Consider the following 18,323-nt stretch of genomic DNA (forward strand, 5'->3'; position numbering starts at 1 on the left):
TTGTTCGTTTCTATATTCTATTTCGACTTTCTAAATAAAAATCCTTGTTGCCTGCAAACTAAAAAAGAGCTGTGACAGCTCTTTTTTAGACGGTTGTTATACGCTTTTCACCGGATTTCTTTCGACGATGCTGCCTGTATTCGGGACATGCAGGCAATCGACTTCACAATGCGGAAATGCTAATGTCAGCTGGGCTTTCAACTGTTCGCCTTTTCCTTTTTCAATAAAGGAGAGAATGGTCGGCCCTGCGCCGCTTAAAGCCGTACCGTACGCGCCGTTTAATTGCGCTTGATGCTCCACTTTGGCGAGTTCAGGAACGAGCGCCCTCCGGTATGGCTGGTGAAAAAGATCCTTTTTCATCATCCGGCCGACAAGCGGCCAATTCTTTGACATCAGCCCGGCCACCAGCATATTGCTGACCGCACTCGCTTCAACCGCTTTTGAATAGGATAGGCTCTCCGGAAGAACGTTGCGCGCATCTTTTGTCAGCACTTCATAAAAAGGAATGACGACAACGACATCCAAATCAATGTCCTTGACGGAGACCAGCTGTGTTTCACCCTTTTCATGAAGACCGATGACGAGGCCGCCGTAAAGCGAGGCTCCGGCATTGTCGGGATGGCCTTCTTCAAGACTTGCGAAATGCAGTTTATCGTTTTCCGACAGCTTTAAATCAGCCAATTCGTTTGCAAGTTCGACGGCGGCGGCAATCGCGGCCGCGCTGCTGCCGAGTCCGCGGGCAAGCGGTATATCGCTCCACACTTTTACAAGACAAGGCGGAAGCTCTTTCCCAAAATGGCCGGCAGTCCGCTTGGCTACTTGATAAATCAAGTTTTCGGTTCCAGCGGGAATGCCTGCTACCACATCGGTTTCAGCTTCAAAGCGCCATTCTTCACAAGGAAACACAGACAGTTTCAAATAGCGCGACAGCGCCATGCCGACTGAATCAAAGCCGGGGCCCAAATTGGCCGTGCTTCCGGGAACCGTGATTGAAAACAGCATGTCAGCTTCTGTCATACACGTGCGGCTCCTTTGAGATGCTCAAGAATTTTTTCTTCATCCGTCGGCAGTGTGACGGGCTTGATCTTTGATACGTCGACGGCTGTATTTGGATCTTTCAGGCCGTTTCCGGTTAGAACGGCGACCACTTTCGCTCCAGGCTGAATCTCGTTTGTTTTCAGCTGCTTCAGCACTCCGGCGATTGACGCGCAGGAGCCCGGCTCGGCGAAAACCCCTTCTTCCCTTGCCAACAGCTGGTAAGCGTGCAGAATTTCTTCATCTGAGACTTCATCGATTTTTCCGTTTGATTCGTTTGCGGCATTGACCGCTTTATCCCAGCTTGCAGGATTTCCGATTCGAATCGCCGTCGCAACGGTTTCGGGATTTTCAATCACCTTGCCTTTGACAATCGGCGCGGCGCCTTCAGCCTGGAATCCCCGCATCACAGGGAGTCCTGTGCCGTGTTTTTCATGGTATTCTTTGAAGCCTTTCCAGTATGCTGTAATATTCCCGGCATTTCCGACGGGAATCGCAAGGATATCAGGGGCTCCGCCAAGCTGCTCGCAAATTTCGAATGACGCGGTTTTCTGCCCTTCGATCCGGTACGGATTCACTGAGTTTACTAAAGCGATGGGCTCTTTCTCACAAATGCCGCGGACCATTTTCAGCGCATCATCAAAGTTTCCGTTGATCGCGATGATTTCGGCCCCGTACATGACGGCTTGGGCCAGTTTTCCGAAGGCGATCTTGCCGTCCGGAATGATGACAATGCATTTCATGTTGGCGCGTGCCGCGTACGCCGCGGCGGCAGCGGATGTATTTCCAGTCGAGGCGCACATGATCGTATCATTGCCCTCTTCTTTCGCTTTTGCGACCGCCATCACCATGCCGCGGTCTTTAAAGGAACCGGTCGGATTTGCGCCTTCCGTTTTGACGTACAGCTCGATGCCAAGCTTTTCTGATAAGTTTTTCAGGTGAATGAGCGGTGTGTTTCCTTCATGCAATGTCAGCTCAGGCGTCTTGTCCGTTACAGGCAGATAGTCTTTATATTGATGAATGAGTCCTTTCCACATTAGCTATAACCGTTCCCTTCTACTCGATAAGTGCTTTTGACTTGCTGGACGACCTCGAGATCGTTCAGTTCTTTCAAAATATTTGTGAAATCTTCTTCAGATGTGTGATGCGTGACGATGACGATCTCAGCCAAGCCGTCATTGGCTTTGATCGGAAGCTGAAGAATTTTTTCAAAGCTGACGCCTCTTTCTGAAAAAACCGCGGTGATTTTTGAAAACGAACCGACCTGATCTTTGACATGGATTCTTAAAAACTGCTGGGCGAAGATTTCAGCAGGCGACTTCATTTTTTTCTCAAACTGCGGATCGACAAAACTGCTGCCGTTCACGCCGAGACGCATGTTTTTCATGACAGATACCAGATCCGATACAACGGCGGTGGCCGTCGGCATGCTGCCGGCACCCGGTCCGTAAAACATCGTTTCCCCGACGGCTTCTCCGTATACGTAAACCGCATTGAATTCGTTATGAACGGATGACAGCGGGTGATGGTCCGGGAGCAATGTCGGCTGAACGCTGACTTCGACTTTTTGCCCATCGCGCTGAGCGATCCCGATCAGCTTCATCGTATAGCCAAGCCGCTTGCTGAAATTGATGTCTTCATCAGACACTTTGGAAATCCCCTTCACTTTGACATCTTCCAGGTCGACATTCATTGAAAAGCCGAGCCGAGCCAAAATTGCCATTTTCCTTGCGGCATCAAGGCCTTCCACGTCTGCGGTCGGATCAGCTTCTGCAAAGCCGAGCCTTTGCGCTTCTTTCAGCACCTCTTCATAAGGCGCCTTTTCTTTGTTCATCTTCGTCAGGATGAAATTGGTCGTTCCATTGACGATTCCCATCATTTTCGTGATTCTGTCTGAAGCGAGGCCCTCTTCCAAGGACCGCAAAATCGGGATTCCGCCGGCAACGCTCGCTTCAAAATAAAGGTCGCAGCCGTTCTCTTTGGCAGCGGCTAAAAGCTCTGACCCGTAAAGCGCAATCAGGTCTTTATTCGCCGTTACGACATGTTTTTTTGCCCGGAGTGCGTCCAGCAAATATCTCCTTGTCTGCTCTATTCCTCCGATGACCTCGATGATGACATCCACTTCGGGGTCTTCTATCACGTCATAGGCTTCCGTTGTCAGCGCTTCTCTAGGAAGCTCGACATCTCTTTTTTTATCTTTATCTTTAACAAGTACTTTTTGTATGGTGACGGGGCACCCGACCTGGTGTTTCAGTTTATCTTGATGATCCTGGATGATTTTCACCACCCCGCTTCCGACTGTTCCTAAACCTAGAAGCCCCACTCGTATCGCCTTCACTACAATTCCACCTTTCTTTCTGATCGTCCTTTCTAAGAGGACATTTGTAAACTCAACGCAGACATTTAAGTTACAAACATTATAATGGGGTATTCTTTTTTTGACAAGGTGACAATTGCTGAAAATCAATGTTTGTAAACGCTTAAGATATTGATAAATTAAGATTCTATATATTCAGAAATATTTTTGTGAGAAAATCTTCCGGACTTATAAAAGCCGGAAGCGAAGCGTTAAATCTCCGTTTTTGCCGGTTTGCCGCTGAGGACGAGTGCGATATTTTCTGCGCATAGCCTCATCATCGCTTCTCTCGTTTCCCTGCTGGCGCTTCCGATATGAGGAAGCGCCGTCACCTGAGGAAGTTTGGCGAGCGGGTGCTCCTTTGAAATCGGCTCTTCGGCAAAAACATCAAGCCCTGCACCGGCGATTTCGTTTTCAACAAGCGCGTGATAGAGATCCTGTTCATCAACAACCTGTCCTCTAGAGACATTGATGAAAACCGCACTCTGCTTCATCTTTTGAAAAGCGGAGCGGTTAAACAGGTGCTTGGTCTCTTCTGTCAGCGGTGTCAGGCATACAACGAAGTCAGCTTGTCCAAGCAGTTCATCAAACGATGTGTAAGCAGCTCCAAGTTCTATTTCCGCTTCTGGATTTCGGCTCCGGTTATGGTACAAAATGTTCATGCCGAACCCTTTTGCCCGCCTGGCCACGGCTCGTCCGATGCTGCCCATCCCGACGATGCCGATCGTTTTATGATGGACGTCTGCTCCCGCCAATAAAAGCGGCCCCCAGCCGGTCCAGTTCCCTTGCTTAATCCAATCGCTGGCTTCGATGATTCTTCTCGCCGCCGCAAGCAGCAATGCAAAGGTTAAATCCGCGGTGGATTCCGTCAACACATCAGGCGTATTGCAGCAAATCACACCCTGTTTTTTTGCGGCCTCCACATCGATATTGTCAAAGCCGACCGCCAAATTCGCGACCGCTTGTAAACGCGGCGCTCTTTGCAAAAGCTCGGCATCAATCCGGTCTGACAGCATTGTCAAAAGCCCGTCAGCTGTTTTTGCTTTTTCAAGCAGGACGTCCCGCGGACATGGTTCATCCTCTTTCTCCCACATCTCAATATCGGCCAGTTCTTTTAATGAAGAAAGCTGTTCTTCCGGTAATCTTCTCGTCACATACACAAACGGTTTATCCATGATGCCTCGTCCTTTCTCACGGCTGATTCATCTTAAGCATATCGAAAAAAACGGCAAAAGTTAAGACCGCACTGAAATGAAAAAGAACACCCGCCCGTCAAGGCGTCCTTTTCAGCCAATTGACGGGCGGCATGCTGACATTTCCTCCGGATCTCATGGCTGCCATCTCCTGAAATCCGCTGAGAAACCGTTCATACGCCGAAGCCTGGGAAAGGATATGGTCAAGCTTGTTTTCATAAACATGCTGCTCTGATTCCGGAGAGATGTAGTAGCCTTCAACCGTTTCAAAATAGTGAAGCGGAAATAGCAGCCTGCTGTACATCAAGCGCTTGGAAAATGAAGACAGGGGGCTGACTTGTTCATATTGCTGAAGAAATAGCGCAACCTCATCAACATCTTGTTTTTGCTGAAACGCGCTTCTGGCGTATTCCGCAAGATCGCGCGCCGCATGATCTAAAACCCATTCGACTGGTACCTTGATCAGGGGCTCCTGCTTCCATGTCTCACAAGTCAGGCGCTGCTGGCATATCGTTCCGGAATCCACCGATTGCGGCTGGTCATCCAATTCCGTATCAGCCAGATACTGAATGGCGTTTTCCGTTAATCCGAGATAATAAGGAAACGATTCGATAAACCGTTTTTCAAAAGGCTGCAATTGCGGGGACTGGGATTTTTGAATCCAAAACTGCTCCAGCTGATCAAGACGTTTTCCCCATAGTTCTTTCCATTGGCCGATTCTTGTCGTTTCTTTTACTTCATACGGGTACCCCCTCCCTTTTTGATGAAATTCCGCAAGCTCCGCGCCGAAGGGAACAGACCTGTTTGTAAAGCGGGGCGCCGCCTGAAGCAGCACATAGGCGGCGCCGTTTTCTTCAAAGGTCAAGTCCCCGTCCTTGGTGAATAAAAAGGCGGGAACGTATGGGTCGCGCTGTTCTTGCAAATACTGACTCATGTAATAAAGCTCCTCCAGTTCAGATTCGCTGAAATGGGAAACCGGAATGATTAAAAACATGGAGTTTGGGGTTTGAAAGGTTTGGTATGAGAGATATGGCGATAGCTCGCGAATATGGATCCCGAATTTTTCTTTTATCAAATCCTTCACCGTACATCACCTTCATTTCTGAAAATGGCCTTCTACACATCGTAGTCGAGCAGGAATCCATTTATGAATGGAGCAGAGAAAAAGCGCCCTCAAAATGTTACGTTTTTAGGGGCGTTTGTATACACTAAGTAAAAAAAGATTGGGTGAAAAAATGCCGGAAAACAACAGCATGCATCAAATTGAAACAGCAGCAAAAGAGTGGCTGGAAAAACGCGGGGTCAAAATTTCTGAAATTGCGGACCTTGTCTACCTTCTGCAGAAGAACTATCATCCAAACATTACAAAAGAAGAATGTGAAGAAAACGTCAACCGCGTCTTGAAAAAACGCGAAGTCCAAAATGCCGTGCTGACAGGCATCCAATTGGATATGCTAGGAGAGCAGAAAAAGCTGTTGCAGCCTCTGCAGTCCTTAATTGAGACAGATGAAAGCCTTTATGGCGTAGATGAGATTTTATCTTTTTCGATCATCAACCTTTATGGGTCGATCGGTTATACTAATTATGGATATATTGATAAAATCAAGCCCGGTGTGCTTGGCCGTTTAAACGATAAATCAACCGGTGAATGCCACACGTTTTTGGATGATATCGTCGGCGCCATCGCGGCAGCCGCTTCAAGCAGGCTGGCGCACCGGGCAAGAGATGCCGAATAAAGCCGAAAAAACACTTGCCGTTTCAAAGGCAAGTGTTTTTTTGTTTATATGCGGTCCATCCATTCCGTCAGTGAATCAATCACATGTGTCGGCTTTTCCGCATAAGCCTCAAGGTGTTCTTTTTTGGTTACTCCAGTGTGGACAAGGAGCGTATCCATTCCGGCATTCATGCCGGCCATAATATCGGTGTCATAGTTGTCTCCCACCATCAGCGTCTCGCTGATATCGGTTCCGATTACCTTCATCGCCTGCTCCATAATAATCGGTTCGGGCTTTCCGATAAAAATCGGCTCTGTTTTTGTGGACACGGTTAATACCGAAGTCAATGAACCGTTCCCCGGCAAAAGCCCTCTTTCAGTAGGAATCGCAATATCGCCGTTTGTAGAAATAAATGTCGCTCCATTCCGAATCGCAAGGCAGCCGACGGCAAGCTTTTCATATGTAATGCCGCGGTCGATGCCGACGACGACAAAATCGGCGTTTTCACCGCCGAATGTTAAGCCTTTTTCTTCAATGGCCTGGCGGATTCCTTCTTCTCCGATCACGTACACGGAAGCGTCCGGTTTTTTCTCGGCGATGAAGTTCGCCGTCGCCATGCTTGTTGTAAATACTTGCTCTTCCGTTGCCGGGATGTCAAAAGATACAAGCTTGTCAGCCACTTGTTTCGGAGTACGCGAAGAGTTGTTCGTCACAAATAAATATGGAATCCCCCGGTCTTTCAGTTTTCTTACGAATTCACAGGCTTCTTCGATTTTTTCCGTTCCTTTGTACATTGTTCCGTCTAAGTCGATTAAATATCCTTTGTATGTTTTCATGTTTTACACTCCAGTTTATTGTTGCGGTTTAAAAGCAGATACGGGACCAAGCTCATGGTTTAAATAATCGCGGATACGGGCTGGAAATGCTTCTATCGTTTCCGCATGGGTATTCAGCAAATGTTCCAATTCTTCATGGCTGATATTCAGGTAGTCCTGAACCAGCGGCTTCCGGTAGGCGATCAGCTGTTTCAGATTTTCCCCTTCTGTTTGGCTGACGACTTTCTCATCAGTCAGTATATCCATGATGTCGTCATAGCTTCCCGGATCTCTCATTATGAAGCCGTCAATCATATCGTTCCCTATATCCAATACACATTCGATCAGCGTATGGCCGATTCGTTCAAGCGCTTTTTTTTCGATGTCAGACGTCCACTCAGACTGCGTTTGAAACAGCCGGAACGCTTCTTCAAGAAAGTCCAGCGTGTGTTCAATTTTGTTTCGATCGACAAAATACATAGCGGCATCCCCTTTTATGATCGATTATTTTCGCAAACGTTTTAACACAAAATACGCACAGCCGAAATTGCAGTATTCGTAGATATATTCATCAAGGGTGCTGATTTTTGTATCAAAGGTCGCCTTTTGATTTTGATCATCAAAAAAACCTTTCAGTCTCAGCTGGCTGTACCCCCAGTCCCCGACAATATAGTCATATTTATTTAAAATATCGGAGTATCTTGCTTTAAACGCTTCTTCATTAAAACCGTTTTTCACATCTTTGACGACTTCAAATGCAGCGTTCTGAACGACAATCATACTTTTCACCTCTTTTATATGATAATTCAAACACCAGCCGCCATCAATTGCTAAGAATAAATCTCCGTCTTTGGAAAAGCTATAGATAAGGAGGAAATGCAGGATGAATAAAAAATTACTTTTAACCGGTTTGCTGCTGGTTCCGCTTGCCGGATGCCAGACGGCTCTAAACGATACTGAAAAAAACGACATTTATGATGAAGACGGAAATACCGTTCACATCGCGGACCGGAACCGCCAATACAACCAAAACTTCAGAAACGATGATCGAAAAGGCAGATTCGGATATGCGCGCCATCAGGCAACCCCTGTAAAAAACAAAGATCAAATGCAAGCCCCAAAAATCAATCGGGAAGAAATGGCCCATATTATATCTAGTTTAACGGTTCAGCTTCCCAATATTCAAGATGCCTCGGCGCTGGTGACAGACGAAGAAGCGCTGGTCGTGTATAGAACCGGTTCCAAACAGCGGGAGGAAACCGCTGATCAGGTGAAAAAAACGGCCGCCTCCGTCGTTCCGAGATACTATCACATCTATGTCTCGGATAATCCGAATTTGATGCAGTCTGTCGCAAACTTCAGCTCGCTCGGCTCAAATTCAAGAAACATCGATCAGCTGATGGCAGATACGATTGAGGAAATGAAAAAATCGCCGCAGGGGAGCGCTACTAAGGATAAAGATGAGCGCGGGGATCTTGATGGAAAAGGTAAAACCACCGAATCCTAAAATAAAAAAACGCCAGAATGTCTGGCGTTTTCATTTTGCCCGCGGATAGAAGGCACAGAGACCCGCTTATGCTTGGGCCTGCCGCTTTTTGGATGCTTCGTTCACCTGTTCATCGGCATGGTATGAAGACCGGACGAGAGGTCCTGCTTCACAGTGGCTGAAGCCTTTTTCCATAGCGATTTGTTTCAGCTCGGCAAACTCATCAGGATGGTAGTACTTCTGTACTTTCAGATGCTTTTTAGACGGCTGCAGGTATTGGCCGATGGCCATAATGTCGACGTTGTTGGCCAGAAGGTCATCCATTGTTTCAATGATTTCTTCTTTTGTTTCGCCAAGGCCGACCATGATGCTCGATTTCGTCGGAATATCAGGCTGCATTTCTTTGGCGCGGCGCAAAAATTCTAAAGAACGGTCATATGTAGCTCTTGCACGGACTCTCGGCGTCAGCCTCCGGACCGTCTCAATGTTGTGGTTCAAAATGTCCGGCCGTGTATCCATCAGCGTTTTTAAATTGTCGTAGTCCCCGCCCATATCGGAAGGAAGCACTTCAATGGTCGTAAACGGGCTCTTTCTTCTGACGGCACGCACAGTTTCGGCGAAAACGCCGGCTCCTCCGTCTTTCAAATCATCCCTGGCGACGGCTGTGATGACCGCATGCTTCAAATTCATGATGCTGACGGAATCCGCCACGCGTTCCGGTTCGTTTAAATCAAGCTCGGTCGGCAGTCCGGTTTTGACCGCACAAAAGCGGCAGGCTCTCGTGCAGACAGATCCGAGAATCATAAAAGTTGCAGTCCGTCTGACGGCCCAGCACTCGTGAATGTTCGGGCATTTTGCCTCTTCACAAACCGTATGCAGGTTATTCTCTCTCATGAGTTTTTTCAGGCCCGTATAGTTTTCATTCGTATTCAGCTTTATTTTCAGCCATTCGGGCTTTCTAAGGTGCTCGTCTTTCTTTGCCAATTCCATCAACTCCACTCGTGGATAGTAATCAAGTTTTGCTACGAAAATTCTGACATAACGATGGATGCGTCCCTGCCTTCTGGAACCGCTTAAAAAACTTAAATACTTGTCTTTAGTCACTTTAACATAGTACAGATTTGTGAACAAGAGATTGATTTACCAAGCTCGAATTAACAACATTTTCTAATTATCGTTTCTTCCGTTTGTCACACACTATACGTATTCAAATGGAAAGGAGCCTAGGACACTGTGAAGGTTGTATTATCCGTTCTCATCCTCCTTTTAGCCATGTTTCAGCCGTGCGCCTTCGGGAAGGAAAAGAAAGCATCAGAACTTAAAGAAAGAATGGCGCTTTATCATAAGACGGAAGCTGCCACCCAAATTCCGTGGTACGTTTTCGCGGCTGTTGACCAATATGAAATCAATATCCGTAAAAACCGCAAAGATCTGCCGAAAAAAAAGGGGTATACAGGGATCTTTATTCCCCAAGACATATGGAGCGGGCCTGAGAACCCAAACCCGAATGATACATCCCCTCTCAGCATCAAGGTATTTGACGGGATTGGAATGGATGGCAACGGAGACGGACGGGCGGAATCCGATAATGATGAAGATGTCCTGTATACGTTCGGCCAATATTTGATGACATATGGAAAAGATCTTGCCAACATCCGCATCGGCCTGTGGGAATTTTATGAAAGGGATCAGTCAGTCGGCATTATTTCAGGATTTATCAAGCTTTTTCAAAAATACGGACACATCGATTTAGGCCAGCACGCTTTTCCCCTCCCTGTCAGATCGGATTACAGCTATAGAAGCACATGGGGAGATGCACGCGGATTCGGGGGAAGGCGCATCCATGAAGGAACCGACCTGTTCGCCCACCACGGCCTTCCGGTTCGTTCGACATGCTACGGAATCATTGAAATGAAAGGCTGGAACCGCTTTGGCGGATGGAGAATCGGCATCAGGGATATCCATAATACGTATCACTATTTCGCCCATCTGAACGGGTTCAGCAAGGGATTAAAGGTCGGCCAGATCGTCGAGCCCGGACAGGTGATCGGCTCTGTCGGAAACACCGGCTACGGGCCCCCGGGCACATCCGGAAAATTCCCTCCCCATCTCCACTACGGGATGTACAAGGACAACGGAAGAACCGAGTGGTCGTTCGATCCGTATCCTCATCTGAAAGCATGGGAACGAAAAGAGCTGAGAAAGAAAAAATAAAAAACATCCCGATTCTCTCGGGATGTTTTTTCAGCTGCTTTTTTTGCTTTTGATGACCGCATTTGCGATGCTTGCGGCCAATCCTCCCCAAATGATGATGATTCCAATCGCCATCATGGCAATAGATGCGCCGCTCATGAAGAAACCTCCTTATCTTGATGAAGCGAAGAATAGGCAAGCCCGTTTTTCCATTTTGAGAGCGAAAGCACGAAGCCTGCTGCAATAGCGCCGAAGGCCACACACCATCCCCACTTCAGCAGGAATTCCACTGGCAGTCCGCCATAGGCCGACGTCACATTGGTTTTGATATTGTCAAACATCATATAGCCTAATACAGCTGGTGTCACGACACTGAGGCAGATTCTCCACCATGCGCCGAGCTGAATGTCAGAAACAGAATTCGCGTGCTGCTGCAGAGCTTTCAGCTCCCTCGAAAACCAGGCGATGACGATGACTTCAATCAGACCGGCCAGTGCAACGCCGAAATTGTTAATAAAGTAATCGGCCGCATCGAGGAAGAACAGTCCGCCTTTTGTTGCAAAAACGAGTGAACATAGAGCAGCTACTCCGCCGCCGAAAAGGACGGCCTTCCGCCGGGGCACATTAAACTTATCCTGCAGCGCGGCCACATATGTTTCAGAAATCGAAATGAGCGATGTCAACCCGGCCAGTACGAGCGAACCAAAGAATAAAAAGCCGAAGAACGCATTAAATGCCGGGAACTCATTAATGATTTGCGGAAATACGACAAACGCCAGACCTACTCCGGAAGAAACGACCTCTTTCACGGGAACGCCCTGCTGCGCCGCCATAAAGCCCAAGGCGCTGAAAACGCCGATCCCGGCCAAAAGCTCAAATGATGAGTTCCCGAATCCGGTGATAAACGCATTGTTCGTGATATCTGATTTCTTCGGCAAATAGCTGGAATATGTGATCATGATCGCAAACGCAATCGACAGACTGAAGAAAATCTGTCCATAGGCCGCAACCCATACTTGCCCGTTTGTAATCTGGCTCCAGTCAGGCCTAAAAAACTTATTCAGCCCTTGTGCAGCTCCGTCAAGCGTAATCGAATAGATCACGATAATAAGAAATAAGATGCCTAATAACGGAATGAAAATTTTGTTTGCTACTTCAATTCCTTTTTTGACGCCGGCAAATAATATCCCTAATGACACAATCCACACAATCGCGAGAGGAATCAGCACGCTCGGAACAAAACCCCCGAATTGACCGATGGCTCCCCCGCTCATGTCAATTCTGTCTAAATATTCTTTCATCAGGAAATTTTCTGTATTTTTACCCCAGCCTAAATTTAACGAAAAGACGGCATATGATATCGCCCAAGCAACAATGACAGCGTAGTATGTCGAGATCACAAATGATATCGCGACCTGCCACCATCCAAGCCATTCCTTTCCTTTGCCCATTCTTGCATAGGAAAGCGGGGCTGATCCTCTGTACTTATGACCAATTGTAAATTCCATAATGAGTAGGGGAATTCCTGCGGTTAAAAGTGCAAATAAATATGGCAGAAAGAATGCGCCGCCTCCGTTTTCATAAGCTACAGCCGGGAATCTCCAAATATTGCCCAAGCCGATTGCAGAACCGACAGCCGCCATAATAAAACCCGCTCTTGTCCCCCATTGCGGACGATTATCCATCTGCTTCCTCCTTTACTTTTTTATAGATCTGAAAAAAATGAATTTTCAAATAATTATTATTGAAGAGTATATACAGTCTTTATTCCTAAGTCAAAGTATTTTTTTGAGAAAAAAGACGCATGTCCTTTTCACAGGCAAAAAAAGCATTCTGCCTGTTTCGTTCAGCAGAATGCTTACAATGATTACTCTTTTTTATCGGATTTCTCCTCTTTGGACGGAATTTGGATCGAAGGTGATGTCTGACTTCCGCTGCCGCTGTAGAAATCGGGCACATCTCCGTGTACCGCCTGAATCGTCGCGGGAATCGTATTTTTTACAACCGCCGTCTTGGTCGCAAACGGAATGACGACCCGCACCTTTACTTCGACAAGCACGCCGATGTTGATTAATGCGTTATTGATCCCATAGGGCTTGACGCTTTCTTTCACATCTGTGAAAACGTCGCCGACGATATTAAGGCGCACGGGTATCTTAGGTCCCAGGTTTCCGAGCAGTGAATTGCCGGTGGTCTGTCCGAGGGGAATATTATAAATGACGCCGTCATGCCGGCCTTCGGGCGTTTTTGCAGAAGAATTAAATTCTTCTGTTTCGGTTTCTTTCAAATTATCATGAAGCTGTTTTGTAATTTTGTTTTTCATATCACGGACGACGTGGGAGTTAAAATCAATCGTTGTCACTTTTCCGTTTTCGTTTGTTTTCATCTCGATCATGTTCTGCACGTTTTCATCTTCGCTCATATAATTATCAACGGCTTCCTGAATGACGTGTGTTGCAATCCTGTTCGTTTCCATTTCGGCGATGTTTAAAAGGGTCGGCTTGATTGATGAGTTGATCATCAATAAGCTGATCGTTGTCGAAAATATAAATAGCACAAAGGAAAGGAGCATGACATATCGAAAAGGCAAAGGCCCTCTTTTAGAAAGAGGCCTGCGAAATCTCCGCAAGCAAAATCCCCCCTTACATAACAATGTGTATGCTTGTAAGAGGGGATATACGATTCAAACAGACAACTTTATTTCACCATTTTTAAAAGAGCTTCTTTTCCGCTCATGCCGGTGTGGATGCCGAGCTCTCCGGCCGCGTCTGTAACAGATTCCAGCGGGGCTTCAAGAAGCTGTTCGATCGTCCGGACGCCGACCGCTCTTGCGGCGATGATTCTTCGTTCCTTTAATTTATCATTCAGCAGGGCAACATCAAGCGCTCCGCACATAATATATCCATGGTCATTTGTAACCGCCATAAAATTCGTTTTTGGCAGTTTGACCGTTACAGCAGTGAATGGCTGACCTTCAATCATAATCGGAGTTACATTCACCATGGCTATCCCCCCTTTACCATTAATGTATGTAAAAGCGGGGGACTTGTTCCCGTTTGCCCGGAAAAGCTTTCTTCCCAGGCCTCTATCTTGCGGGTCTTTGCTTTTTGAGCTTCCACGCCAATAGGTCACGCAAAAATTCGGGCATGAAATACTCGATCTCTCCGGCATCGCGAATGGCCGGGAAAAGGGTGCCTAGCGTATACATATCGATGGTTGCCAGCGAATACGTGCGGCCGGATTCAATTTCCGCCCCGTTTACTGTCAGCTTTTCCGCATCAAGGCCTGCATACATCATTTTTCCCATGACCTTTCCGCGAAAGCCGAGGCCTTTGATCCGAAGCTGTTCGATATCAGCCGATGAAGCGGTGAGAATGACCTCCTTTAATTCCTCGCCGGTCAGTTTCACATTGACCGGGTTAATCGGATGCGGACAAATGCGGTGGACATCACCTTTCGTCACCGGTCCCTCCGGAAGGGAGTCGAGCAAAATCCCTGCATTCACCATGCCAATCTCGGCGCCGCACCATTCTTTTAGCGCTTCGGCCAGCATGTGGGGCAGAGCGGACGGCTCAAACCATTCTGTTTTGAGCGGATGATCCAATACGGTCACTTCCTCCCGAAGCACGGTCCGGGCTTCCGCCTCTTTTTCTCTCAGAAAAGCGGCGGTTTCTTCCGATTCTTCCCTCCAGTCGGCCGTCTTCAAAACAGTTGCCTTTTTCGCTTCAACGGTCCTCTCGGAGAGGTTAACCGTTATTTCCACATGGCCGGCATAGTTTCCATACTTTTCAGCGCAGGCGAGCAGTACGCCGTCTTTCATCATGCCATCCTCAAGCAGATGATGGGTGTGGGAGCCAAGGATCAGGTCGATTTCCGGAAACGCCTCAGCCGCCTGCTGATCATCCAAGATGCCCAAGTGAGAGAGAAGAATCGTGATGTCTGCTTTCCCTTTTACCTCTTTCAATACCGCGGCAATGCTTTCAAAGGCGTCGGTTACCTTCCAATCAAGCTGCGCATAAATCGGATAATACGGCACCGTCACGCCAAGAACGGCGATGGCGATGCCGCTTTTCAGCGTTTTGATCCAATACGGCTGCGCCCATGGCGGTCTGTTTCCGTCCATGTCATACAAGTTGGAAACGATGACCGGAAATTCCGCATGATCATAGAGCGTGTCCAGCTCTTGATGCGGAAGCGTGATTCCTTCGTTGTTCCCGATCGTCACCGCATCATAGTGAAGGCGGTTCAAGAGCTCCACATTCGCTTTTCCGAAGGATGCCTCTGATACCGGGTGAAATCTGTCCACATGGTCGCCGATATCGAATAGCAGCACTTCCTCATGCTCAGCCGCGTGTTTTTGTCTTTGGGTTTGGATGTAATCAACGATGGCCGGCCAGTTTTCAAAATGGCTGTGCAAATCGTTTGTGTGATAGATATGGAGCTTTTCCCGCATGCAAATCTCTCCCTAACGTGTAAACTAAAATGCGCCTTGATAGATGAGTCTGAGTCCGATCAGAATCAACACAAGCCTCATGACGAAAACGATCGTTTTCGTCTGCATTTTTTTATTGATAAAAGCGCCGAGCTGCCCGCCGAACCAGGCGCCGGGGATAAGCGCCACAGCATAAAGCCAGTTGACATGGCCGGAAACGACGTGGCCTGCAGAGCCTGCCACAGATGAAAGAAAAATGATGAACATCGATGTGGCGACGGCGACCCGTGTGGGAAATAAAAACAAAAGCATCATCGCCGGCACCATTAAAGAACCTCCGCCGATTCCGAACAATCCGCCGAGGAAGCCGACGAAAAACGCGATTGCGATTCCGGCCCACGCCTGGTAGGAATACGTATAATCATTTCCCTCGTCGTCTTTAAACGTTCTGATGACGCCTGTGTGTATTTTATCGAGCGGTTTCGCTTTTTTCTTGATCATTAATGAAAGGGAAATCAAAATCATAAAAATGCCAAACCACAGGGAAAACGAATCAGCGCTGAAGTATTTTGATACATGGGCGCCGATGATGCTTCCCGGACCAGATCCGATAAAAAAAATAAGCCCGCTCTTGTAATCAACGGTTTTATATTTCATATAGGCGATTGTTGAAGACAAGCCCGTAAAAATGATGACAAGGAGCGAAGTCCCCACCGCCATCTGCGGTGTCACATGGTCAAACACCCCGGGGATGCCTGATAAAAAAAGCAAAGAAGGAACGATGACGATCCCGCCTCCAAGGCCGACGAGACTGCCGATGGTTCCCGCGATCAAGCCGAGTATGATCAGTATAAAATATTCCATCAATAAGTCCTCTTTTCTCAGTTGAATAAATCGAGCTGCCTCGGCGCAAGCCCTTTATAATCAAGGCCGAGCAGTTCCATCATTTGTTTTCCGTTCGCGGCTGCGTCCCCGCCCGAATTGTTGTTGAACAGCACATACAGCTGCTTGGACTGCTGCTGTAAACGCTCCAGATGTTTTGTCCAGTCTTTTAATTCCTGCTCATTATATAAATACAAATATCTGACTTCCCGCCAGTTTTGTCCTGAAGACGGACGGACCCATCCTTCTTTATTGCGGCCGTGGAAGCGGACCAGCGTTTTTTCGCTGTCTGTCGCATGAAGAACGGTCGGAATGCTCCCTTCTCCGATTTGCGGTTCATCGCACACACTATGTATCCAGCCTTGCTCTTCCATAAAAGCAAGCGTCTTATCGTAAAATTGCGGCATGAACCATGACCGGTGCCTGAATTCAAGGGCGCAAGGAATCCCTTGCATTTTTTCCCTGCACCATCTTAAGTAATTGACGTTTTCTTTTTTGCAGTCAAACCATGGCGGAAACTGGAACAGAACCATCGCCAGCTTTCGAGCTTTTATATAAGGCGTAAGGGACAGCTTAAAAGCGTCAAACATCTCATCCTTTGATTCAAAAGGAATGTCGCCGCGCTGATGTCCGGTCATCCCCTGATAAGCTTTTATGATAAATTGAAAGGATTCCGGTGTTTCTTTTACCCATTTCTCATTGTTTTTTTCCGGCTGGATCGCATAAAAGCTTGCATCAAGCTCGACGATCGGAAAATGGGACGAATAGTGGATCAGCTTTTTTTGGCTGCTCGTTTTGGGCGGATATAGGCTGTCGTGGTCCCCCCAACCTGTCAATCCGATATAAATCAATCTCGTTCACCTCTCTTTTTAGTTTATCACAGGTTTTTTTCAGAATCCTTTATTTCGGCCTGCTTGTTAGCTTTTCCTTTTTGGAATCCCGAATACTCCGCGTAAAAAAAAGAAGCCGGATCAACCGGCCACTTAAGGCGTTTTCTTTGGAAAAATGGTGAAGCTGAAACTATAGATAAAATCGATGGCAAGTATGATCGACCATGCGGATGCGATGCGCAACAAAGATTGTGTTCTTTCGAAGTCTCCGATGAACAGGTGCAATCCGGCCAACAGCCCCGCCCCGATCACCCAGGCGGCAAAATGGCGGATCCAGCCTTCACGCTCTTTTTTGGCGTGTTCTTTTCCGTACCGCGGGCCCTTATCAGGCTTCGGTCCCCCCGCAAACCGATGAGCGAAGCGGACATCCGCCCATTTGATCATCCGGCTGCCAAACGCGATGCTGACGCCGATATAGATGGCGGCCAATCCGTGGAAAGTGTCCGCTGTCGCACCATTGTGCAGATCTATGGCTGTCGCAATCAACAGCACCAAGTCAAGAACAGGCGTTGCGGCAAGAAAAAACAAACTGATTTTTTTCTTATTAGCGATATAGCGAAAAAACAACCCTAACAAAATAAATGCCCAAAATCCGATTTCACATGCAATAATCAACAATCCGATCATCTATGTTTCTACTCTCCTTTTTTAATACATTTGTGTCAAAAAAATAATAGCACAAATGTATTAAAAAACACAACTGTGTTATAATAAATGTATGCCTAAAATCGTTGACCATGAAAAACAAAAAGAAAAAATTGCCGAGGCCGTCTGGAAGGTGATTCATCATGAAGGCCTCGACCATTGCACAGTCAGGAAAATAGCGAAGGAGGCAGGACTTTCCCCAGGTTCCATGCGCCACTACTTCCCGAATCAGTCACAGCTTTTGATTTATTCGATGCAGCTGGTTACCAATCGGGTCAAAACGCGGATCGAACATATGGAATGGCCGGGGACGCCGTTTGAAGCTGTCAAACAGCTTCTTCTTCAGTTTTTGCCCGTCGATGAGGAAAGAAAACTGGAAATGGAGGCATGGCTGGCATTTACGGCTAAATCGCTCAGTGATCCGGAGCTTAGGCCGTTACGAAAGGAGATGAATGAAGGAATCTATTCGGCCTGCAAAAAGGCCGTTGACACACTGGCCCAAACCGCGGAGAAGCCGGATATCGATGTACGGCTGGAAACGGAGCGGCTTTACGCCCTGATTGACGGGCTTGCGCTCCACTCCCTGATAGAGCCTGAACAAATTTCTCTTGAAGTGATCGATTCCGTGCTGACCAGCCATTTAAAATCTTTGGGCGGATGAACCAGAACCAGTCTGATGGC

General features: G+C 47.4%; 21 protein-coding genes. 4 read left to right on the forward strand and 17 right to left on the reverse strand.

What is annotated here, in order from left to right; all coding sequences use genetic code 11:
• Positions 1 to 96 precede the first annotated feature (96 nt).
• The 5 genes from thrB to yutH form a co-directional block, all read right to left on the reverse strand.
• Positions 97 to 1,017 (reverse strand): homoserine kinase, encoded by a 921-nt coding sequence (thrB, locus tag R5H20_RS18945; protein ID WP_006638945.1) that lies wholly within the window; start codon positions 1,015 to 1,017, stop codon positions 97 to 99.
• A complete protein-coding gene (gene thrC, locus R5H20_RS18950; RefSeq protein WP_006638946.1) occupies positions 1,014 to 2,072 on the reverse strand; it encodes a threonine synthase in 1,059 nt (352 codons plus the stop codon). Before thrC ends, thrB begins: the two co-directional genes overlap by 4 nt.
• Positions 2,072 to 3,373, reverse strand: a complete 1,302-nt coding sequence (locus R5H20_RS18955; RefSeq protein WP_006638947.1) for a homoserine dehydrogenase — start codon at positions 3,371 to 3,373, stop codon at positions 2,072 to 2,074. Before R5H20_RS18955 ends, thrC begins: the two co-directional genes overlap by 1 nt.
• A gap of 230 nt (positions 3,374 to 3,603) precedes the next feature.
• The gene (locus R5H20_RS18960; RefSeq protein WP_006638948.1) at positions 3,604 to 4,566 is read right to left on the reverse strand and encodes a 2-hydroxyacid dehydrogenase; all 963 of its coding nucleotides are present in this window, start codon (positions 4,564 to 4,566) and stop codon (positions 3,604 to 3,606) included.
• Positions 4,567 to 4,663: 97 nt separating this feature from the next.
• Positions 4,664 to 5,668 carry a spore coat putative kinase YutH gene (yutH, locus tag R5H20_RS18965; protein WP_006638949.1) on the reverse strand — a complete coding sequence of 335 codons (1,005 nt, stop codon included), beginning with the start codon at positions 5,666 to 5,668 and terminating at the stop codon, positions 4,664 to 4,666.
• A gap of 151 nt (positions 5,669 to 5,819) precedes the next feature.
• Between yutH and R5H20_RS18970 the strand changes: the two genes are divergently transcribed.
• A complete protein-coding gene (locus R5H20_RS18970; protein WP_006638950.1) occupies positions 5,820 to 6,320 on the forward strand; it encodes a phosphatidylglycerophosphatase A family protein in 501 nt (166 codons plus the stop codon).
• 44 nt (positions 6,321 to 6,364) lie between these two features.
• Here the strand turns inward: R5H20_RS18970 and R5H20_RS18975 are convergent, their stop codons facing one another.
• From R5H20_RS18975 to R5H20_RS18985, 3 genes are read right to left on the reverse strand one after another with little or no spacing between them, the layout of a single operon-like run.
• Positions 6,365 to 7,135, reverse strand: coding sequence for a TIGR01457 family HAD-type hydrolase (locus R5H20_RS18975; RefSeq protein WP_006638951.1), 771 nt, complete (start codon positions 7,133 to 7,135; stop codon positions 6,365 to 6,367).
• Positions 7,136 to 7,150: 15 nt separating this feature from the next.
• A complete protein-coding gene (locus tag R5H20_RS18980) occupies positions 7,151 to 7,594 on the reverse strand; it encodes a DUF86 domain-containing protein (protein WP_006638952.1) in 444 nt (147 codons plus the stop codon).
• Between the two features lie 24 nt (positions 7,595 to 7,618).
• Entirely contained in the window at positions 7,619 to 7,894 is a 276-nt protein-coding gene (locus tag R5H20_RS18985; protein WP_003184977.1) for a YutD family protein, read from the reverse strand.
• A gap of 103 nt (positions 7,895 to 7,997) precedes the next feature.
• Here R5H20_RS18985 and R5H20_RS18990 point away from each other — a divergent pair, with 103 nt between their 5' ends.
• Positions 7,998 to 8,621 carry a YhcN/YlaJ family sporulation lipoprotein gene (locus R5H20_RS18990; protein ID WP_006638953.1) on the forward strand — a complete coding sequence of 208 codons (624 nt, stop codon included), beginning with the start codon at positions 7,998 to 8,000 and terminating at the stop codon, positions 8,619 to 8,621.
• Between the two features lie 66 nt (positions 8,622 to 8,687).
• Here R5H20_RS18990 and lipA read toward each other — a convergent pair whose 3' ends face one another.
• Complete coding sequence (lipA, locus tag R5H20_RS18995) at positions 8,688 to 9,584, reverse strand: lipoyl synthase (RefSeq protein WP_006638954.1); 897 nt, start codon at positions 9,582 to 9,584, stop codon at positions 8,688 to 8,690.
• 249 nt (positions 9,585 to 9,833) lie between these two features.
• Here lipA and R5H20_RS19000 point away from each other — a divergent pair, with 249 nt between their 5' ends.
• Complete coding sequence (locus tag R5H20_RS19000; protein WP_006638955.1) at positions 9,834 to 10,814, forward strand: M23 family metallopeptidase; 981 nt, start codon at positions 9,834 to 9,836, stop codon at positions 10,812 to 10,814.
• A gap of 30 nt (positions 10,815 to 10,844) precedes the next feature.
• Here the strand turns inward: R5H20_RS19000 and R5H20_RS19005 are convergent, their stop codons facing one another.
• The 8 genes from R5H20_RS19005 to R5H20_RS19040 form a co-directional block, all read right to left on the reverse strand.
• Positions 10,845 to 10,952: a methionine/alanine import family NSS transporter small subunit gene (locus R5H20_RS19005; protein WP_006638956.1), complete on the reverse strand. Its 108-nt coding sequence runs from the start codon at positions 10,950 to 10,952 to the stop codon at positions 10,845 to 10,847.
• Positions 10,949 to 12,478: a sodium-dependent transporter gene (locus R5H20_RS19010; RefSeq protein WP_006638957.1), complete on the reverse strand. Its 1,530-nt coding sequence runs from the start codon at positions 12,476 to 12,478 to the stop codon at positions 10,949 to 10,951. The genes R5H20_RS19005 and R5H20_RS19010 overlap by 4 nt, the downstream gene beginning before the upstream one ends.
• 182 nt (positions 12,479 to 12,660) lie before the next feature.
• Entirely contained in the window at positions 12,661 to 13,422 is a 762-nt protein-coding gene (gene yunB, locus R5H20_RS19015; protein WP_006638958.1) for a sporulation protein YunB, read from the reverse strand.
• A 68-nt stretch (positions 13,423 to 13,490) separates the two neighbouring features.
• Positions 13,491 to 13,796: a YunC family protein gene (locus tag R5H20_RS19020; protein ID WP_006638959.1), complete on the reverse strand. Its 306-nt coding sequence runs from the start codon at positions 13,794 to 13,796 to the stop codon at positions 13,491 to 13,493.
• Between the two features lie 82 nt (positions 13,797 to 13,878).
• Positions 13,879 to 15,246, reverse strand: a complete 1,368-nt coding sequence (locus tag R5H20_RS19025) for a bifunctional metallophosphatase/5'-nucleotidase (protein ID WP_006638960.1) — start codon at positions 15,244 to 15,246, stop codon at positions 13,879 to 13,881.
• Positions 15,247 to 15,270: 24 nt separating this feature from the next.
• Entirely contained in the window at positions 15,271 to 16,089 is an 819-nt protein-coding gene (locus R5H20_RS19030; RefSeq protein WP_006638961.1) for a sulfite exporter TauE/SafE family protein, read from the reverse strand.
• Between the two features lie 17 nt (positions 16,090 to 16,106).
• Positions 16,107 to 16,958, reverse strand: a complete 852-nt coding sequence (locus R5H20_RS19035; RefSeq protein WP_006638962.1) for a DUF72 domain-containing protein — start codon at positions 16,956 to 16,958, stop codon at positions 16,107 to 16,109.
• 132 nt (positions 16,959 to 17,090) lie between these two features.
• Positions 17,091 to 17,624 carry a hypothetical protein gene (locus R5H20_RS19040; RefSeq protein WP_006638963.1) on the reverse strand — a complete coding sequence of 178 codons (534 nt, stop codon included), beginning with the start codon at positions 17,622 to 17,624 and terminating at the stop codon, positions 17,091 to 17,093.
• Positions 17,625 to 17,715: 91 nt separating this feature from the next.
• On the opposite strand from R5H20_RS19040, the gene R5H20_RS19045 reads away from it, so the two are divergent.
• Positions 17,716 to 18,303, forward strand: a complete 588-nt coding sequence (locus tag R5H20_RS19045) for a TetR/AcrR family transcriptional regulator (RefSeq protein WP_029418498.1) — start codon at positions 17,716 to 17,718, stop codon at positions 18,301 to 18,303.
• Positions 18,304 to 18,323: the final 20 nt, after the last annotated feature.

The organism is Bacillus sp. KICET-3 (assembly GCF_033261025.1).
Lineage (GTDB): Bacteria > Bacillota > Bacilli > Bacillales > Bacillaceae > Bacillus > Bacillus sonorensis.

Bases quoted from the DNA above. Each gene is read 5' to 3' on its own strand.
- thrB (WP_006638945.1), bottom strand. From the start codon at position 1,017: ATGACAGAAGCTGACATGCTGTTTTCAATCACGGTTCCCGGAAGCACG.
- thrC (WP_006638946.1), bottom strand. From the start codon at position 2,072: ATGTGGAAAGGACTCATTCATCAATATAAAGACTATCTGCCTGTAACG.
- R5H20_RS18960 (WP_006638948.1), bottom strand. From the start codon at position 4,566: ATGGATAAACCGTTTGTGTATGTGACGAGAAGATTACCGGAAGAACAG.
- R5H20_RS18970 (WP_006638950.1), top strand. From the start codon at position 5,820: ATGCCGGAAAACAACAGCATGCATCAAATTGAAACAGCAGCAAAAGAG.
- R5H20_RS18975 (WP_006638951.1), bottom strand. From the start codon at position 7,135: ATGAAAACATACAAAGGATATTTAATCGACTTAGACGGAACAATGTAC.
- R5H20_RS18980 (WP_006638952.1), bottom strand. From the start codon at position 7,594: ATGTATTTTGTCGATCGAAACAAAATTGAACACACGCTGGACTTTCTT.
- R5H20_RS18985 (WP_003184977.1), bottom strand. From the start codon at position 7,894: ATGATTGTCGTTCAGAACGCTGCATTTGAAGTCGTCAAAGATGTGAAA.
- R5H20_RS18990 (WP_006638953.1), top strand. From the start codon at position 7,998: ATGAATAAAAAATTACTTTTAACCGGTTTGCTGCTGGTTCCGCTTGCC.
- R5H20_RS19005 (WP_006638956.1), bottom strand. From the start codon at position 10,952: ATGAGCGGCGCATCTATTGCCATGATGGCGATTGGAATCATCATCATT.
- R5H20_RS19010 (WP_006638957.1), bottom strand. From the start codon at position 12,478: ATGGATAATCGTCCGCAATGGGGGACAAGAGCGGGTTTTATTATGGCG.
- R5H20_RS19020 (WP_006638959.1), bottom strand. From the start codon at position 13,796: ATGGTGAATGTAACTCCGATTATGATTGAAGGTCAGCCATTCACTGCT.
- R5H20_RS19025 (WP_006638960.1), bottom strand. From the start codon at position 15,246: ATGCGGGAAAAGCTCCATATCTATCACACAAACGATTTGCACAGCCAT.
- R5H20_RS19030 (WP_006638961.1), bottom strand. From the start codon at position 16,089: ATGGAATATTTTATACTGATCATACTCGGCTTGATCGCGGGAACCATC.
- R5H20_RS19040 (WP_006638963.1), bottom strand. From the start codon at position 17,624: ATGATCGGATTGTTGATTATTGCATGTGAAATCGGATTTTGGGCATTT.
- R5H20_RS19045 (WP_029418498.1), top strand. From the start codon at position 17,716: ATGCCTAAAATCGTTGACCATGAAAAACAAAAAGAAAAAATTGCCGAG.